11 protein-coding genes are annotated in these 15,851 nt (G+C 60.1%); 1 reads left to right on the forward strand and 10 read right to left on the reverse strand.

All coding sequences use genetic code 11. The features are described 5' to 3' along the window. Positions 1–7 precede the first annotated feature (7 nt). The 6 genes from AC54XV_RS05755 to AC54XV_RS05780 all read right to left on the reverse strand — a co-directional run bounded on the left by AC54XV_RS05755 (position 8) and on the right by AC54XV_RS05780 (position 9,610). A complete protein-coding gene (locus AC54XV_RS05755; RefSeq protein WP_024643039.1) occupies positions 8–880 on the reverse strand; it encodes an alpha-amylase family protein in 873 nt (290 codons plus the stop codon). A 31-nt stretch (positions 881–911) separates the two neighbouring features. Next, the gene (locus tag AC54XV_RS05760) at positions 912–2,876 is read right to left on the reverse strand and encodes a bacteriophage N4 adsorption protein A (protein ID WP_024652339.1); all 1,965 of its coding nucleotides are present in this window, start codon (positions 2,874–2,876) and stop codon (positions 912–914) included. Continuing rightward, the gene (locus AC54XV_RS05765) at positions 2,873–4,993 is read right to left on the reverse strand and encodes a glycosyl transferase family protein (RefSeq protein ID WP_011266778.1); all 2,121 of its coding nucleotides are present in this window, start codon (positions 4,991–4,993) and stop codon (positions 2,873–2,875) included. The genes AC54XV_RS05760 and AC54XV_RS05765 overlap by 4 nt, the downstream gene beginning before the upstream one ends. A gap of 12 nt (positions 4,994–5,005) precedes the next feature. Continuing rightward, positions 5,006–7,222, reverse strand: a complete 2,217-nt coding sequence (locus AC54XV_RS05770) for a cellulose biosynthesis cyclic di-GMP-binding regulatory protein BcsB (protein WP_032656253.1) — start codon at positions 7,220–7,222, stop codon at positions 5,006–5,008. Between the two features lie 167 nt (positions 7,223–7,389). After that, entirely contained in the window at positions 7,390–8,640 is a 1,251-nt protein-coding gene (gene wecB / locus AC54XV_RS05775) for a non-hydrolyzing UDP-N-acetylglucosamine 2-epimerase (RefSeq protein WP_349345679.1), read from the reverse strand. A gap of 703 nt (positions 8,641–9,343) precedes the next feature. After that, positions 9,344–9,610, reverse strand: coding sequence for a YebG family protein (locus AC54XV_RS05780; RefSeq protein ID WP_004406827.1), 267 nt, complete (start codon positions 9,608–9,610; stop codon positions 9,344–9,346). 411 nt (positions 9,611–10,021) lie between these two features. Here AC54XV_RS05780 and AC54XV_RS05785 point away from each other — a divergent pair, with 411 nt between their 5' ends. Next, positions 10,022–10,510, forward strand: a complete 489-nt coding sequence (locus AC54XV_RS05785; RefSeq protein WP_003316964.1) for a phosphate-starvation-inducible protein PsiE — start codon at positions 10,022–10,024, stop codon at positions 10,508–10,510. Between the two features lie 61 nt (positions 10,511–10,571). Here the strand turns inward: AC54XV_RS05785 and AC54XV_RS05790 are convergent, their stop codons facing one another. The 4 genes from AC54XV_RS05790 to fecA form a co-directional block, all read right to left on the reverse strand. Next, entirely contained in the window at positions 10,572–10,904 is a 333-nt protein-coding gene (locus tag AC54XV_RS05790) for a YXWGXW repeat-containing protein (protein WP_004406825.1), read from the reverse strand. 264 nt (positions 10,905–11,168) lie between these two features. Beyond that, a complete protein-coding gene (locus tag AC54XV_RS05795) occupies positions 11,169–11,501 on the reverse strand; it encodes a DUF3509 domain-containing protein (RefSeq protein ID WP_011266781.1) in 333 nt (110 codons plus the stop codon). Between the two features lie 898 nt (positions 11,502–12,399). Further along, entirely contained in the window at positions 12,400–12,828 is a 429-nt protein-coding gene (locus AC54XV_RS05800; RefSeq protein ID WP_003365451.1) for an HPF/RaiA family ribosome-associated protein, read from the reverse strand. A 273-nt stretch (positions 12,829–13,101) separates the two neighbouring features. After that, complete coding sequence (fecA, locus tag AC54XV_RS05805) at positions 13,102–15,450, reverse strand: TonB-dependent Fe(3+) dicitrate receptor FecA (RefSeq protein ID WP_496718112.1); 2,349 nt, start codon at positions 15,448–15,450, stop codon at positions 13,102–13,104. Positions 15,451–15,851 lie beyond the last annotated feature (401 nt).

Consider the following 15,851-nt stretch of genomic DNA (forward strand, 5'->3'; position numbering starts at 1 on the left):
CTTGTTTCTACTTGTTCAGAGCTTCTATCAGGTCGGGTGTCACATAGTGCGGACCGTCGAACAGATACAGCGGATAGCCATCGAATGCGGCGATCTGCGGTTTCAGTTCGGCCGCCGTTGCCGGGCGGAAGCCGCCGCCTACCTGCGGACGAAAGGCTTCGACGATGATTCTTACGCGATTCTTGCCCAGCCTGTTGCGCAAGGCATCGGCATAGGTTCGGGCAACCGGGGCGGTGCGGGCATAAACACCCACACCATCCTGAAAGAACACGCCGATATCGTCCGGCAGCCAGGTTTTCAGCCAGTCTGCCGTGGCGGCGGGCCCGATATTGCCGCCATCGTAGACGCTGATCCATAACGGTCTGGGCAGTTTCGCCAACAGTGCGGGTAACTCCTTGGCCCGACTCCAGCTGGGATCGACCTCGGCGGGGAAGTACCAGCCGGTGACATTGAGCGGCGTTTTCACCTTGGCCAATTGCGCCGAAAGCACCGCCAGTTGCTCGATATTGTCCCGTGAGCGGGCTTCGCTGAAGTACCCGGCCAGCCCGAGGATCACCTCCTGCGCCCACGGCTCCTTGCCGATGCGTGTCCAGTCCGGCAACACGGGCACACTGGCCATCGGCGTGCCCGGTATGAACGCCTGATCATCGACCGCCGTCCACTGCACGAGCAATTGCCGTGCGCCGAGTCTGTCCCAGTTGCCGCTTATGCCTACGGTTGCGTTATCCGGTTGCCAGACGATGCCGACCACGCCCGGGCCCTTGGGCTGGATCAGCAGATACAGCTCGCTGGTGCCGAAGGCGATCGCCCCCACCAGCAGGGCGGCCACCGAGGTCTTGATCAATGTTGCCTGTCGCAGCAGTGCGGCCAGAGCCTTCAAACATTACTCCCTGATGGGTGACGGGCGCGGGTCACCACGAGAACGTCATGCGTGCGAAAACGCCTTCTGCGCGGTCATCGCCAAACACTTTCTCGCGATACTGCACGGAGAAGTCGACATACGACTGCGGCGCCTTGTACTTATCCTCGCGGAACCAGTAACGCACGCCCGTACCGACACCAAGCCCGCCAGCATTACCTGATGATGTGCTGCTACGGCCGAGACTGTCGACCTCACTGCGCATCTTCGAATCGTAGTCCACTGCGGCGACCACATGGGGAAACACCACCAGCCGCGGGCTGATGCTGTCCAGACGGAAGCTGCGTCCGACCTGCCACTCGCTGTTGAAATAGTTGCGCTTGTCCTGCAGATAGCGCCCGCCTTCAGCGTACAGCTGCGACGTCCACCAGCTCGGTACATCGACGCGCAGGTCGGTGCCGATGCTCGAGCCGTAGCCCAAGCGCACCAGCCAGTCGCCGTCGGCGTTCGAGTTGCCCAGCGGAAAGGTGCGTTCGAAGGCACCGATCACGTTGACTGCGCTGAACGGCTTGACCCGGATACCGAGCGCGCCCTGCAAAGCGTCCGCGCCTGTGTCGGAGTCGCCTTCCTTGCTCCACAGCGTGTCGGTGACGCGTCCGTAAAGCTCGACGAAGCGCGCATTGCGGTAACCGAAGGGTCGCCAGAACACTTCGGTGCTGTTCTGCACGCTGTCATTGCTGCCGCCGGGTGCGCCGCTCAGGCCGCTGCTGGTGCTGGCACCCCGATAAGTCGTGGTGTTGGTCAATCCCCATTCACGGGACAGATCAGAGACGGCGCGTCGGGTGTCGAACACCTGTTGCGCGGGCATCTGCAAATCGCCGGTCTGCTGATAATCGAGCACGCGTTTGAAGTAGGCGATGGCCTGCGCATCGTTCGACGTGCGCATCGCGCTGTAGGCGGCATCCTGCACTTCGCGTGGCTTGAGGCCGGACTGACGGTCAACACGCTTGAACGTATCCAGCGCACCTTGATCATCGCCCGCCTGGCTGAGGAAATAGGCTATCTGCACTTCATCGCCGGGTTGCAGTTCGCCCGCGTCGCGTGCTTTCTGCAAGCGTTGCAATGCCTCACTCGGCTGGCCCATGGCGGCGTACAACGAGGCCTGTTCACGCAGCGGCAGGTTGCCGACCGCCATGGCCTGGGCGAAGTCCTGACGCGCACCGTCCTGATCGCCCAGGCGCTGACGCATTTGTCCGCGCTGGACGAGCAGGGTGGCGTCGTTGCCATTCAGCGCCAGCGCTTCGGTGGCCGCAGAGCGCGCTTCGGCATACTGCCCTTGGGCAATCAGGGCGCTGACCAGTAATTTCCGGTAGGCCATCTGCTTTGGGAAACTGCGGACAGCCTCCCGCGCCTCGCTGACCGCGGTGTCGTTATCTCCGCGAGCCAGTGCCTTGTAGCCGGTGGCCGCCTTGTTGACCGCCACCTGCTCCTGAATCGCCTGCCGACGACGCGTCAGCACCTGTTGCGGCCCCAGTGCCTGCTCGGCATCGTTGATCGCTGCCTGTGCTTCATCCAGATGCTGCTGACGTTGCAGCGCCTCGATCAGCATCATGCGGTAATCGAGGTTCTTCGGTGCCTGGGCAATGGCCTTGCGCGCATGACTGGCCGAGCCGTCGTAGTCGCGGTTGGCGTAGGCGCGCAGCGCCTGATTGCCTTCCAGATAGCCAGGTTGCGGACGTGTCTTGTAAGCGCGTTGCGGATGATCGCGGCGGTACTTGTCGCGTTCGGCCAACGTAATGAGGTCACGCAACTGCTGAGCGTCACCGCGCTGACGCAACGCTTCGTTCGCTTTGGCGATGGCCAGGTCGTAATCCTTGCGGTTGTAGGCCATGTAGGCTTCGTTGGCGATGGCATACGCCGGGCCGGTCAACGGCAAAGGCAGGGTTTCTGCCTGGCTGAACGGCGAAGAAAGACTCAGGCCGGTCACCAGCAGCGACAGGATGAAGGGGCGCTTCATAGTGGCTGCTCCGTTTGATCGTCAGATCGGTAATGGTTGTGCTGACGTGCCACAGCCTGTTCGATGGTTTCTCTGGGCAGCACGCCAATGTCGACCAGGTAGTCGCCGATCCGGCCATGCACATGCGGGCGGTAGCCGAGCATGGCTTTCTGGAACACTTCGCGGTCCAGCAGGCCTTGCTCGATCAGCAGATCGCCCAGCAGTGGCGCTCTGGCTGGAAGCGGCTGACCCTCGACCACCTGAAGCTGACGCAACTGCGCGACGATGTCGCTTTCACGGGCAATCAACTGCACCGGCTCGGCACCCAGCTGTTCGCTAATCTGCTGCAGACCGTCAGGCGGCAGCGGGCTGGCCACTGCGATTTCCTGGCGGCCCAGCGCATTCATTTGCAACGGCACGACACGCCAGCGCAGGCAGAACTCATCCGCCAGCACACTGTTGTCGGCACGCTTGCTGGCGATGTCGAACACCCGCGGCAGGTCATTCTGGAAGGCGATGGCCTCAGCCAGGGTTTCATCGTCGAGCCAGCCGTGGCTAAGCAAAATCCTGCCCAGGGGCACCTGACGGGTTTGCTGTTCAGTCAGTGCGGTCTGCAGTTTTTCGTCGTTGATGGCTTGCCAGGACAACAGCACGCTGCCCAGACGGCGGGGCGCGACGGCAATCAGGTCGGAAGACGGGAAGTCGTGCATGGTCTTGTCCCAGACCAGCTTGCGGTTGAGCACCTTGCCCACCAGAAACATCCGCCAGGCCCGAGCCGCAGCCATGAAGTTGACGAAGTTGCCGACCACCATGCGCGGTATCGACAGCAAACCGTGCTGCCAGCCGTAAAGCACGGTGGTGAAGTAGCAGCGATGCAGGATCCGCCACAGCAGTGCGATGCCGTTGGCCACCAGCAGATACTGAATCAGTCCGGTGGTTTCAAACGGTGTCGGGAAGCTGGTATTCCACAGCCCGCTGGAGCGCAGAACGATCAGTGCCAGCAGCTGGATGAGGATCAGGTAGGCAATGATGCTGATAAACGATGTCACCACACCCTTGCGGTCGCGAAACAGCAGGTAACGGTTTGCCAGCGAGCCGGTCCAGCCCATTTGCTCCCAGCCTTGCAAGCCGATACCCAGCGTCCAGCGCGCTTTCTGGCGAAAGGCAGTGCGGAAGGTGTCCGGGAAGAATTCGCGCACGCACAGCGGCATTTCCAGCGTCGATTCGTAAGGCTTGCGGAACCACGATTTGCGCAGCACCCGAAATTGCACCGGGAAGCGTACGAAGATCGCCTGCATGCCGTACTTCGCCAGTCGCGCGCCGACGTCGTAGTCCTCGGTCAGGCTTTCGGTATTGAACGGCTGGTTCTGGTTTTCATCCGCCAGCACCATCAGCGCACGTCGCGAGAAGCAAGTGCCGACACCGGCCGAAGGCACGGTGTCAGTCATGCTTTCGCGTACCACCAGGTCCTTGCCGTGCCATTCGGCGAACTCGTCCATGTAGGTGCCGGCTACCCATTCGTACCAGTTGCGTTCCAGCGACACGACCGGCAACTGGATCATGTCCTTGCGCGGCAACAGGTAATTGAACAGGCGCAGTTCAAGCGGGTGCAGCACGTCTTCGCTGTCGTGCAGGATGGTCCCGGCGAACTGTACGGCGTGGGTCTTCTCGTACAGGAAAATCGCCTGGATCACCCAGTTCAGGCAGTCGGCCTTGCAGGTCGGGCCGGCGTGCGGCACCTCCACACGGTGCAACTGCTTGTAGCGGCGACGCATGCGCTCCACTTCATCGATGGTGCGCTGGTCGTTGATGTAAGTGCCGACGAACACCACGTAGTTCTGATAGTCGAGCGTCGACACCATGTTTTCGATCATCGGCGCGATGACGTCGTATTCCAGCCAGGCCGGGACCATGATTGCCAGCGGCTGCTCGTCACGGGCAGTCAACTGCTCGGCAGTCAGTGGCCGGTAGCGACGTTCGGCGGTGAACTTGCGGTACAGCCGGCGCGACCAGTACCAGATATCGATGAACAGGTCATCGATACTCGATACCAGGATGATCAGCCCGACAACGATCGTCGCGACTTCCAGCACGCTGTAGTAATGGGCCAGCCAGTAAGGCCAATAGAGCGACGTCATTGCGGCGGCCTGTTACGAGCGATTGCGACGGGCGCTACGGCCAGCCAGCAACAGAATGAGAAAAAGTACGATGCCGGCCGGGATCAGCCACAGCAGCGATGGTTTGCGCCAGGCCTCGATGCCGGTGCTTTCCTCCTCCTCGATCATCTGGCTGCCGGTCGGGTCCTTGGCGTCGAAGGTGGCGATCGGGCCGCTGTCAGCCAGCAGCGCGGCGTTGCCACGTTCCAGCAGTAGCGGACGTTCGAACACAGGAGCCTGACCGCCCAGCGAGCGATAGACCATGCCGTGCTGGCCGCCGGCTTCGATCACTTGCAACGAAGCCAGGTGGTTGAGCGACTTGAGGTCGAGCAGCGTCTGCTCTTTATGGTTGATCAGCAGATGCCCGTCGCTGCTGGCCTTGACCGACTCGGCGCCGTCCTTGACGGGCAGTTCGAAGGCCAGGAACGCCTTGGCAGGTGTCACGGCTACGCTGGCGTCATCGCTGACGCTGAGCTGTGCGCGCAGCGGCGAGACGCCGGAGGCGCTGGCGATGCGGATGACTTGCGGCAGGCTGCTGGCCGGGCGCTCGAGGTAGCCCTTGGGCACCATGATCTGCGTGTCGGTGGCGAAGCGTGCCGCCATGCCCGAGAAGTTTTCGTCAGGCGTGACCTTGTCCAGCACGATGTGGCTGGTCGGCAGTACCGAGATCGGGAACGCCTGCGGCGTTTCCAGGCACTGGTTGCTGACCGGCTGACGCTGGAAGGACACGCGCAGGACGTTCTGCGCCGCCAGTGCGTATTGCGGAATGCGGGCTTCGATGCGCTCTTTCTTGCCATCGGGAGTCAGTTGCATCGCACCGATCAGGTAATCGTTGAGGAACAACGTGGCAACCGGCGGGGTACCCGATGCACCGGGGGCGGCAGCGATATCGATCATCGCAGTCACCGGTACGCGACCGTCATAGGCAACGCTGCCCAGCGGGAACGAGGCGCTCCAGTCGGTTTTTGCCAGCACGTCCACCGTGCCGGGCTTGCCGCCCAGACGGGTCAGTGCGACACGACCGTCTTCGCTCAGAGGCATGGCGGCTTCTTCGCCAATGGTCAGCTGGCGATTGCGCGCCAGTTTATTCCACGCCGAGCTGAACAGGCCGATGGCTTTGTTGGCCGACTCCGGCTTGATCATCAGCAGCGCGCGATTGCCCAGCAGGGCCAGACTCACGTCATCCCCGGTGCTGTTGGCGAGCGGCTTCTTGATATGGCGTTCGCGCCATTGGCTCAGTGCGCTGGCCGCCGAAGCATCCAGACCCTGCACCTGCGCCTGGAGAGCGTCCATGGCGTCGTCGATAGCCTTGAGCAACTGCGGATCGCTGATCGCCAGGTCGGCCTGCAACGCAGGTGTCTGGCCGAGCATCAGCAATGCACCGATTTCCGCCGGGTCGCGCAGGGTGTACTGGCCCTTGCCTTCGAGCCCTGCAAACGCCGGAATCTGCTTGAGTTCCGCCGGAATAGTCAGGCCGCTCAGGTCTACGCTGTCCTGCACCGCAGGGAACGGCAGGATGCGTGCCTGCTTGCCGATGCGCTCCAGCGCTACGCCCAGACGCCAGGCGGCATCGTAGCTGGCGTTCGACAATGTGCCGGGTGCGACCAGCAGGCCGGGTTTGCCGGGCAGTGCGTTCCATACCGCGCCGACGTCCTGCAACTGGCTGGCGTCATAGCTGTAAGTGAGGCGTGTGTGCGGATCGATGCGCAACACGTTGCCGATCGCGCGTTCATCCTCGCAGAGCGCTTTCGAGATCACCGACGACCAGGCAATCCCCAGCCGCACCGAACCGCTTTCCCGCGCTGCCTTGTCGACGCCCAGCGTTGCACTGGCGTTGCCCTGTTCTTCATTGAGGCCCAGCGCACGTACCGGATAACCGTCCAGCGACAGCAGCAGCGTGTTGCGGCCGGCCTCGCCGTTCAGGTAACTGGCATCGAAATTCAGCGTGGCCTCGGTCAACGGCACATTGGCAGGCACCGGCAGATACAGCTCGCGGCGGGCATCGGAGGCATTGAGGATGATCGGGCGATCGATACCCAGCTCCCTCAACTCGATCACGCGCTCCTGGCGATTGTCGGCAGTGATTCGGTTGATCGCCTGGGTCAGCGGGCTTTCGGCAGCCAGGGCGAATGCAGGCATCAGCGCCAGCAGGCTCATCCCGCAGGCAAGTACGCCAAACGCGCCCATGTTTACGGCAACGGAAGATTTCATCGTGCAGATCTCGGTAAAGGCTCAAGGCCATTGGGTCTTGATACAGGCTGCCGGTCTGCTACAACGTTTTTCGGGCACTCGGTCTGAACCGGGTGCCCGTATCGTTTGCGGACTGCTTCCTGCGGATTTTTTTGGGGTTCGTTTGCGCTACCTGCGCGTCCTTTTGGCTAACTGGCCATCGAGCGCAACTCTGCATGTTCATGCTGGGGCTTGATTCGTGTATCCAGGTGTCTGTCCACCGGGTCCTGGCGCTGACGCGGCAGCTCGGCGACAAACTCATCCACCGGACGGCCCATCAGGGCATCGACGATCCGTGAACTGGCTTTGCCGTCGCCATAGGGGTTGGCTGCACGGGAGGCGTTCTGCCACAGCGCATCATCGTCAAACAGGGCGTTCACACCGCGAATGATGGCGTCCGTCTCGGTGCCCACCAGGCGCACAGTGCCCGCCGCGACCGCTTCCGGGCGCTCGGTGACATCGCGCATGACCAATACCGGTTTGCCCAGCGACGGCGCTTCTTCCTGCACGCCACCGGAATCGGTGAGGATGACGTGAGCGCGTTGCATCAGGCGCACGAACGACAGGTAGTCCAGCGGTTTGATCAGATGCACGTTGGGCAGGTCGCCCAGGTGCTCGGTCACCGGCCCCAGTACGTTGGGGTTCAGGTGCACCGGGTAGACGATCTGTATGTCGTCGCGTCTGGCAAGCTCGCCCAGCGCTTTGCAGATATTGAGGAAGCCGTCGCCGAAGTTCTCGCGACGATGACCGGTCACCACCAGCACCCTGCGCTCGGGCACCAGGAACGAAAACTGGCGATCAAGGGCATGGCGCAGCTGACGGTTGCTGTCGATTCGTTGCGCGGTCAGGTGCAGGGCGTCGATCACGGTATTGCCGGTCACGAACGAAATGCCCTGCAAACGCTCGCCCAGCACGTTGCGGCGCGACTCGGCGGTGGGAGCGAACAGGTGATCGGAAATCAGATCGATGCAACGACGGTTCATCTCCTCAGGCCATGGCTGACGGATGTCACCGGTGCGCAGACCTGCTTCGACGTGGCCGATGGGGATGCGGCGATGAAAGGCCGACATGGCCGCCACCATGGCTGATGTGGTGTCGCCGTGAACCAGCACCTTGTCCGGTTTCATCTCGTCCAGAATCGGGTCGATCGCCGCGTAAAGCGCAGCGGTCAGCGAGTTCAGCGTCTGATCCGGGCGCATCACATCAAGGCTGTAGTCGGCTTTGAGCTCGAACATGTCCAGCACCTGTTGCAGCATGCTTTGATGCTGCCCGGTAATGCAGATTCTTGAGTCGATACCTGGCTCTGCAGCCAGTGCTCTGACCAGGGGAGCCATTTTGATGGCCTCCGGACGAGTACCGAAAATGGAAAGGACCTTCATTCTGGGGTGCAGACCAGCCATTATTTCCTCCCGCGCCCTTAGCGCGTCGCACAGCAGCAAAAACCAGACTGAGAACAGCTTGGTCAGCTTGCGAGTTGATGAGTTTCTCGGGCGGAAAGATCGGAGTTTGTGGCTCGATGTTCACTTCAGTGTGAATGTAGCAATATGCCTTGTTACCCGGATTTGTCGGAATTATTAACAGAACAGGATAATAAAGCAAAACGTTTTATTAAGTATTTTTCAAAGTAACAATGAGTAGGAACTTTAGAATTTCACCACGGTCAGTACAGGGTTAAATTTTTTGAGAGCTGCCGTTTGGGTCAATGAATACGGGGTTTTCAAGGGCTTCTGAAACGCTTTTTCAGCTGTTTTGAATGCCGGCTCGCCACGCGTAGTTATGAGTGATGGCAAAAAGTTCCAACAAAACTAGCAGCGCTGAGGTGTGCGTCACTACAGCAGAATCCTGACGCCTGTTTAATGACAGGAAGAGAGAAGGGGTTCACAAAAATGACGCTGATATAATGACGGTTGGGAACTTTGATCATGTATCGAGTTTGACACGCTGACGGGAAGACGGGATGTTAGGAAAGGGTTTAGATGCTGTTCAAGTTGTGCGGCATATACAGTATTGAGTTGTAGCAGCAATACGGGTGATTGCCCAGCCATTAAATGAGAATGATTGGCGACCCCCTCGCAATGAGGGGAGTCGCAGCCCACAACGGAATCAGTCTTTCGCCTCGGCCGGCTCCGACAGTTCGCTGAGTGCGCTCGCGTTGTTCTTGAACGCCGCTGCGAACACGGCGCGATTCTTCGCCATGTAAATGCTCGCGTCCTCTGCATGCTTCTCCGAGATCCCCGGCACGTTCTTGATCAGGACGTCGGTGAGAAGCTCGGCCAGCTCGAGCATTTGGTCGTGCGCATCGGCGAGTTTACGGTCCACGAAAGTAGTCTCCAGATCGCGGGTACTGCGGTAAAGGGTTTCAACAGCCATTTTGGCCTCGTCGTCTTATCCAGTGTTGAAAGGGCTAGACCCGGACGTTCAGCGCTTTGTGCTCTGACCAGCGGGTATGCAAAGCATTGATCGTGCATGACCAGCGCGCCGGTCAGGTATAGCGGGGCACTGCGTGAAGGCCTTTAGGGAAGCTGGCCTGCGACGCAACAGCGAAAGCGATTTCTCGATTACTGTGTTTTTATACAGTAAAAGCCATGTGCCAATCAAGCCCCGCCTGAATAGTGGCGTTTACGCATCTTTTTTGCGCTGCAAATGTGCCTTGCGACAACCCGCCGCGCTCTCAACCATAGCCTATGGCCCTGTTCCTGCTTTAAAAAGCAGGCCACAACAGTGTCACGCGTACCCGGCATCATCCGGTCGGCATAAACGAAGGTTCAGAGGTAGCGCTTCATGGGAAACAAATGGGCAGTAAAGATAAGACACCGCGTGCATGCGCAGGCCGAGTCGCTGGGCAACCTGTGTGTGGAGAGCTTCCACTTTCTCGCCCTGTTCGCGATCGGCGCGATCACTGCATGGGCGTCAGTGGTTGCATTCCTGGGGATGGTCGAGAAAGGCAACGTCACGGTCGATGACATCCTGCTGCTGTTCATCTATCTCGAGCTGGGGGCGATGACCGGGATTTATTTCAAGACCAACCACATGCCCGTGCGCTTCCTCATCTATGTGGCGATCACTGCACTGACGCGGCTGCTGATTTCCGACGTGTCCCACCACAACCCGCCGGACATCGGCATCATCTACCTGTGTGGCGGCATTCTGTTGCTGGCGTTTGCGATTCTGGTGGTGCGCTATGCGTCTTACAAATACCCTTCAGCGAAGATTCCCGACTCGTCCAGCACCGTCAAAGGCGCGGTGACGGAAGAGAAGGGCGAAATCTGATCGAGGCAATGGCGGCATCTGTGCAAGATGCCGCCAGCACGCTGCTTATAGAAGAAGGCAATCAGTTCAGCCAGACCCCGGCACGCCAGTGCCAGCCATCACCAGCGCTTTCCCAGTGCGGATGCACATAGTGATAGCCGGGTCGCTCGGCTTCCCAGTGGCCATGCACCGGCACGAAACGCTGGCCGTTCCAGTGCCAGTAACCGCGTGCCCATATATAGCCGGGGCGAGGGGCCGGTTCCACCTCGACGACGCGTTCGGGTGGCGGTTGCGGCGCGATCACTTCTTCGACGTATTCATGATGGACGTGCGGTCGTTCATGGACCACACGCTCCTCGACACAGCCTGACGCGATCGCAAGTGATGCGATCAATAACCCATAACGTAAATACATGTTGCCTCCTCGGAATAACCCGCAGGTGCAGTGGCGCTGAACTCAGTGCCCAGTCGCTCGAATGTTTCTGCGCAAGGATTGTTGTAGCAGGATGTATCTGTACTTTTGCTGAAGAGGAGGGAGGGGGGAATGATAGCTAAAGGCCGGTTTTACGGGGGGAGGAGGTCATTCAAGCCGTCTGGAGACGATGGCGTGGCATCAACATATTCTGGCTCTGTGCAGCGCCATTAACGGCGCTGCACAGAGGGGAAGGGCAGGTGTCCATCAAGCTCCGGCATTCACCGTTGCCTGACTCTGCGGCCATGGACCATTGGCCGGGGCAGGTGTCTTTTTCAGGGTCGCGCCGTCGGTCAACGCCGCAAGGATCTTGATCGCGCTGTCGCCACGTTCGATGGCGATGCCAAATTGCACGCTTTCTATCAGCTTGCGCAGGCGTTGTGGGTCATTGCGTTGGGCGGCGCTGATCAAGCGCTTGGCAACGACGCCGCATTCGTTGGACAAGGTCAGCATGATGCTGCCGTCCAGCCCTTGAATGCTCAGATTCACCCGATAGTCGGGGTGAAACGTGTCCGTGATCATTTGAAAAGGATTGTCCATATCATTCACCTGCTCAATGGTCTGCATAAGTTGACCGGGTCGTAGTCCTTTTGGTTCTCGACGACTGATCAGCGGTTGCGTTACTCCTGCGCCTGCTGCTGACCGTTTTGCTGTCGTCTTTCGCGTTGATGACAGGTTCGTTTAAGACGCTTTAACGCACTCTCGACGTGAGTCAGCGCCAGGAAGTGGCCGTCCTGATGGCCTGCCTCGTGGTGCGTACTACAGGGCTTTGCATGGTTCGGGCCATATTGCCGGGGCGATACGCTAAAAGCTGCCGAGCGGGAGTGCTGCGCAGCCGCTTTCTGGCTTGCTTTGCGGCAAGACAAGCCAGTCAGTCCGGTTGAAAAAAGCGCTCTCCAAAACGTGCCGGGGGTGCGTCCCGGACATGATCTGGTTGTCTCGCGAATGACGTTTTGCAGGGTTTTTTCGAGTGATTGTCTGACACTCGGACAACCGATTCTTGACGCCAGAGATTCGTAACGGCGGGGTCGAAACCGTCCTCGCGTGCTGTTCAGGTTCCGGTGTTGAGCGCGGTGCTGCGGAACGGCGAGATGCATATTGAGCGCTTGTGGGGATGCATGGCTGACCAGCACACTCACAGAGGTGAGCGGCGTGCTTTTTTTGCTCGCCGATGGCTTTGCGGTGCCGCTCGACGGGCGCCTGGTGCGGCGTGTTAAATTCGATGGACGGCAACCGGCGATCGAAACGGCTGCAAGGCGAGCGGTGGATCAGGGTGGCCAAAGCTGTGCAGCGACCTTTTGTGGTGCGCACCGATTGGGGCATACAGACGTGTGTCGGCCACGCTGTCGGTGTGCACTGCGCTTGCCGGCCTATGGCGAACAAAAAGGGCGAACCGTTGCCGGTTCGCCCTTTTTTTGCAAAACGTGTCAGTGGAACATCAGGTCAGACGAGCGGCTTCTTTCTCCTGCTCTTTTTCCAGAAATTCTTCTTCGAGCAGCGCGTCCGGGCTGACCGGATCTTCATCCTGTTCGGCGATGGTCGGTGCGGCGCCTCGTTTGCCGCGCAGTTTGCCAAACAGATGCTCGAGGGCGTGATCGAGTTTTACAGCAGCGCCATCCACAGCCTGATCTACCGTATCGGCCTTGTGGGAAACAGAAATGGGTTGGTGTCCTTTGGGGCGAGCTTCCATCTGGCACTTGATGTCGTGTGGGCCAGGCTTGTCGCCGTTTTCATCGCGGATGTGGACTTCCACGCGGGTCAGGTTTTCATCGTAGTGTTCGAGCGTGCTTTCAACGGTGGTACGAACCCACTCCTCCAGTCGGATACTGCTTTCGATGTGATTATCGCTATTGACCTGGATTTGCATAGTTAATCCTTATTAGGGCTTGCTCGTGCGAGGCTGGACTGCATGATTCCTGTCGGAATCGTTTTCGTTTGCGCTCATTCACAGTGTTGGCGGCAATCGCCTGACAATTCAACCCCAATGTGTAAGAAATATTTCGCAGCAAAAAATTGCTTCCCTGGCGCGAGGTTACGAATCAGGAGCGGACGCAGAGCGTCCAGAACGGCATTCCCACGCGGAGCGTGAGGAACGAGAGGTGTCCGGGAGAACACTGCTCTCGCGCTCTGGCGTCCGAAACTAGAACGCGACCGATGTCTGTACGTACACCGTGCGTGGTTCGCCGACGTATTTGCCGCGGTTGTTGTCGTCGAACGAGCGGGTGTAGTACTGGCGGTTGAAGATGTTCTTCATCCCGACCGCAACGTTGAGGTCAGACAATTGCGGGCCGAAGTCGTAGTTGGCGCGGGTGCTGAACAGCATGTACCCAGGGATCTTGCCGGTGCTGCCGTCGGCGCTTTCAGCCGAGGTATTGGCGTTGTCGGCAAACTGGTCGCTCTGGAAGGCGCTGTCGAAATTGAGCTTCCACGGCCCTTCGGTGTAGCTGACGCCCATGGTTCCCTTGTGCTTTGACGAGAACGGCACGCGATTGCCCTTGTTCGGGCCGTCTTCGCGAATCGTGGCGTCGACGAAGGCGTAGGTCGCGTAGACATCGTAGCCGGCCAGCACCGGACTCAGGCCCTCCAGCGCATAGTTGACGCTGGTCTCGATGCCCTGATGACGCGTCTCGCCGCGTGCGATCACCGTGTCATTGGTCTGGTTGCTGTCGTACTGGTTGTCGAAATTGATCAGGAACGCGCCGATCTCGGCCCGCAGGTTGCCGTTGTCGTAGCGTGTGCCCAGTTCCCAGGTGCGGGCTTTTTCCGGTTTGACTTCATCGCCGGTGACGCGGTTGGGCATCTGGCTGTACTGCACACTGCCGAACGAGCCTTCGGTGTTGGCGTACAGGTTCCAGGTGTCGGTCAGGTGGTAAAGCACGTTCAACGCGGGCAGTGCGGTGCTGTAGTCGCCCTGGTAGCGGGCGTTGGTCAGGTTGTTGTTCTGCGCGGTGTCGATCATCTCGTAGCGAATGCCCGGCGTGATGGTCCACTTGCCGATATCGATGCGGTCGTCGATGTAGAACGCATGCGCTTCGGTCGCGCCGCGTGTGTCGCGGTCGTTGCGACTGGCGGTGGTTGGCAGCTCGCCCGTCACCGGTTCGCGATAGCGCAACTCATGACCGGCCTCGTTGACGTAGCGGTAGCCAACGCCGACTTCATGCCAGGTCTCGCCCAGCGCAAAGCCTTGCGAGAAGCGTGTTTCCAGGCCGCGCACCCAGTATTCGCGGGGCGACAGGGAAACGAAGCTGCCCTGATCCAGATAGCCGCTGCGCAAGGTCTTGGTGAAGAACGTGTTGGCGGTGAAGACGCGCGCGTCCTGCTCATAGCGATAGCCGAAGTTGAACAGGGTGCGACGGCCCCAGAACTTGTCCTTCAGGCGTGTCGACTGGTACGGGTCGGCATCGTAGTCCGCGACGCTGAGGCCTCCAGGCATCTGTGCTTCGCCATCGTAGTACTGCGCCATGGCGTTGAGGCTGTTGGCGTCGTCGATCTGGTATTTGCCCTTGAGAATTAGGTCGTCGATTTCGGTGTCGCTGTGCTCGCGCCAGTCGCCGCCGCGCACGCCGGAATACAGAATCGCGCCGCCCAGGCCGTTGTCCGCGGTACCGCCTGCCAGCAGGTTGCCGGTGGTCTTGAAGCCGTCGTGGCTGGACGACGGGCTGGTCTCGGTTTGTATGCCGCCCTTGAGAGTGGGGGCGTCGGGGATCGCGCGGGTCACGAAGTTGACGATGCCACCCACGTTCTGCGGACCGTAACGCACTGCGCCACCGCCACGTACCACATCGACTGCGTCCATGTTGCCCATGCTGATCGGCGCAAACGACAGTTGCGGCTGGCCATAGGGCGCGAACGGCACCGGGATACCGTCCATCAGCACGGTAGAGCGCGACGCCAGGCGTGGATTGAGGCCGCGAATGCCGAAGTTCAGCGCCATGTCATGGCTGCCGGTGCCGTTGTTGTCCGGCGCATTGACGCCCGGAATGCGATTGAGCACTTCACGCGCCGATGTCGCACCGACCCGCTCGAATTCCTCACGACGAATCACGTCACGCGCGCCCGGATGCTCGAAAACGTTGGTTTGCTGCGCAGCGCCCAGCCAGTCACCGACCACCGTAGAGACACCCAGTTCGATCGGCGCGCCAACGGTATTGGCCGGTTGCAGGGTAAAGCCGTTATTGCCATCGGCCATGGCCTGCAGGCCGGTGCCTTCGAGCAAGGCATTCAGGCCCTGCTCGGGCGTGTACTGACCTTCCAGGCCACGGCTTTTCAGGCCGCTGGTGATCTGCGAACCATAGGAAATCAGCACGCCAGACTCACGACCGAACTGGTTCAACGCCGCTTCAAGCTCGCTCGGCGCAATGTGATACACCTTGGGTGCGACCTCGGCGGCCTGCGCCATCGACAGGCTGCCGACCGAGAGGCTGGCGCCGAAAATGACATGGCGCAATGTACGCACCAGCGGCGAAAGTTGGGTAGGGCGGGCTGACATGCAGGAGTCCTTTGACCGGAAGGTTGAGAGAGGCTTTCCCTGTCTGTCACGCGAGGATCAAAAAACGGCTCACGCTTTTTGAAAAATTTTAGCCGGCCAGTGCAAATCTACCTGACATCCCCAAACCGCTGTGTGACGCAGAGCGTCACGAACGGCATTCCCACGCTGGAGCGTGGGGACGATAGTCAAAATCGCGTTCACTACCATCGAAATGCTTTTCGACCACGATGGCACTGACGACGCAGAGTGCGACGTAAGTGACGGCTGAGTCCTGGCGCTGATCCGGGGGTAGCCTGGCAGGACGCCAGGCTAGCCGCACCGTGCCATGGATGGCGCGTTGCGGCGACCCCCGGATCAGTGACAGGGCGAAGGAACCCGACGAAGTCGGGCCGGAAACCGGA

It is taken from the genome of Pseudomonas fragariae (ex Marin et al. 2024), from assembly GCF_059621105.1.

Bases quoted from the DNA above. Each gene is read 5' to 3' on its own strand.
- AC54XV_RS05770 (WP_032656253.1), bottom strand. From the start codon at position 7,222: ATGAAATCTTCCGTTGCCGTAAACATGGGCGCGTTTGGCGTACTTGCC.
- AC54XV_RS05795 (WP_011266781.1), bottom strand. From the start codon at position 11,501: ATGGACAATCCTTTTCAAATGATCACGGACACGTTTCACCCCGACTAT.
- wecB (WP_349345679.1), bottom strand. From the start codon at position 8,640: ATGGCTGGTCTGCACCCCAGAATGAAGGTCCTTTCCATTTTCGGTACT.
- AC54XV_RS05780 (WP_004406827.1), bottom strand. From the start codon at position 9,610: ATGGCTGTTGAAACCCTTTACCGCAGTACCCGCGATCTGGAGACTACT.
- AC54XV_RS05785 (WP_003316964.1), top strand. From the start codon at position 10,022: ATGGGAAACAAATGGGCAGTAAAGATAAGACACCGCGTGCATGCGCAG.
- AC54XV_RS05760 (WP_024652339.1), bottom strand. From the start codon at position 2,876: ATGAAGCGCCCCTTCATCCTGTCGCTGCTGGTGACCGGCCTGAGTCTT.
- AC54XV_RS05790 (WP_004406825.1), bottom strand. From the start codon at position 10,904: ATGTATTTACGTTATGGGTTATTGATCGCATCACTTGCGATCGCGTCA.
- AC54XV_RS05800 (WP_003365451.1), bottom strand. From the start codon at position 12,828: ATGCAAATCCAGGTCAATAGCGATAATCACATCGAAAGCAGTATCCGA.
- AC54XV_RS05765 (WP_011266778.1), bottom strand. From the start codon at position 4,993: ATGACGTCGCTCTATTGGCCTTACTGGCTGGCCCATTACTACAGCGTG.
- fecA (WP_496718112.1), bottom strand. From the start codon at position 15,450: ATGTCAGCCCGCCCTACCCAACTTTCGCCGCTGGTGCGTACATTGCGC.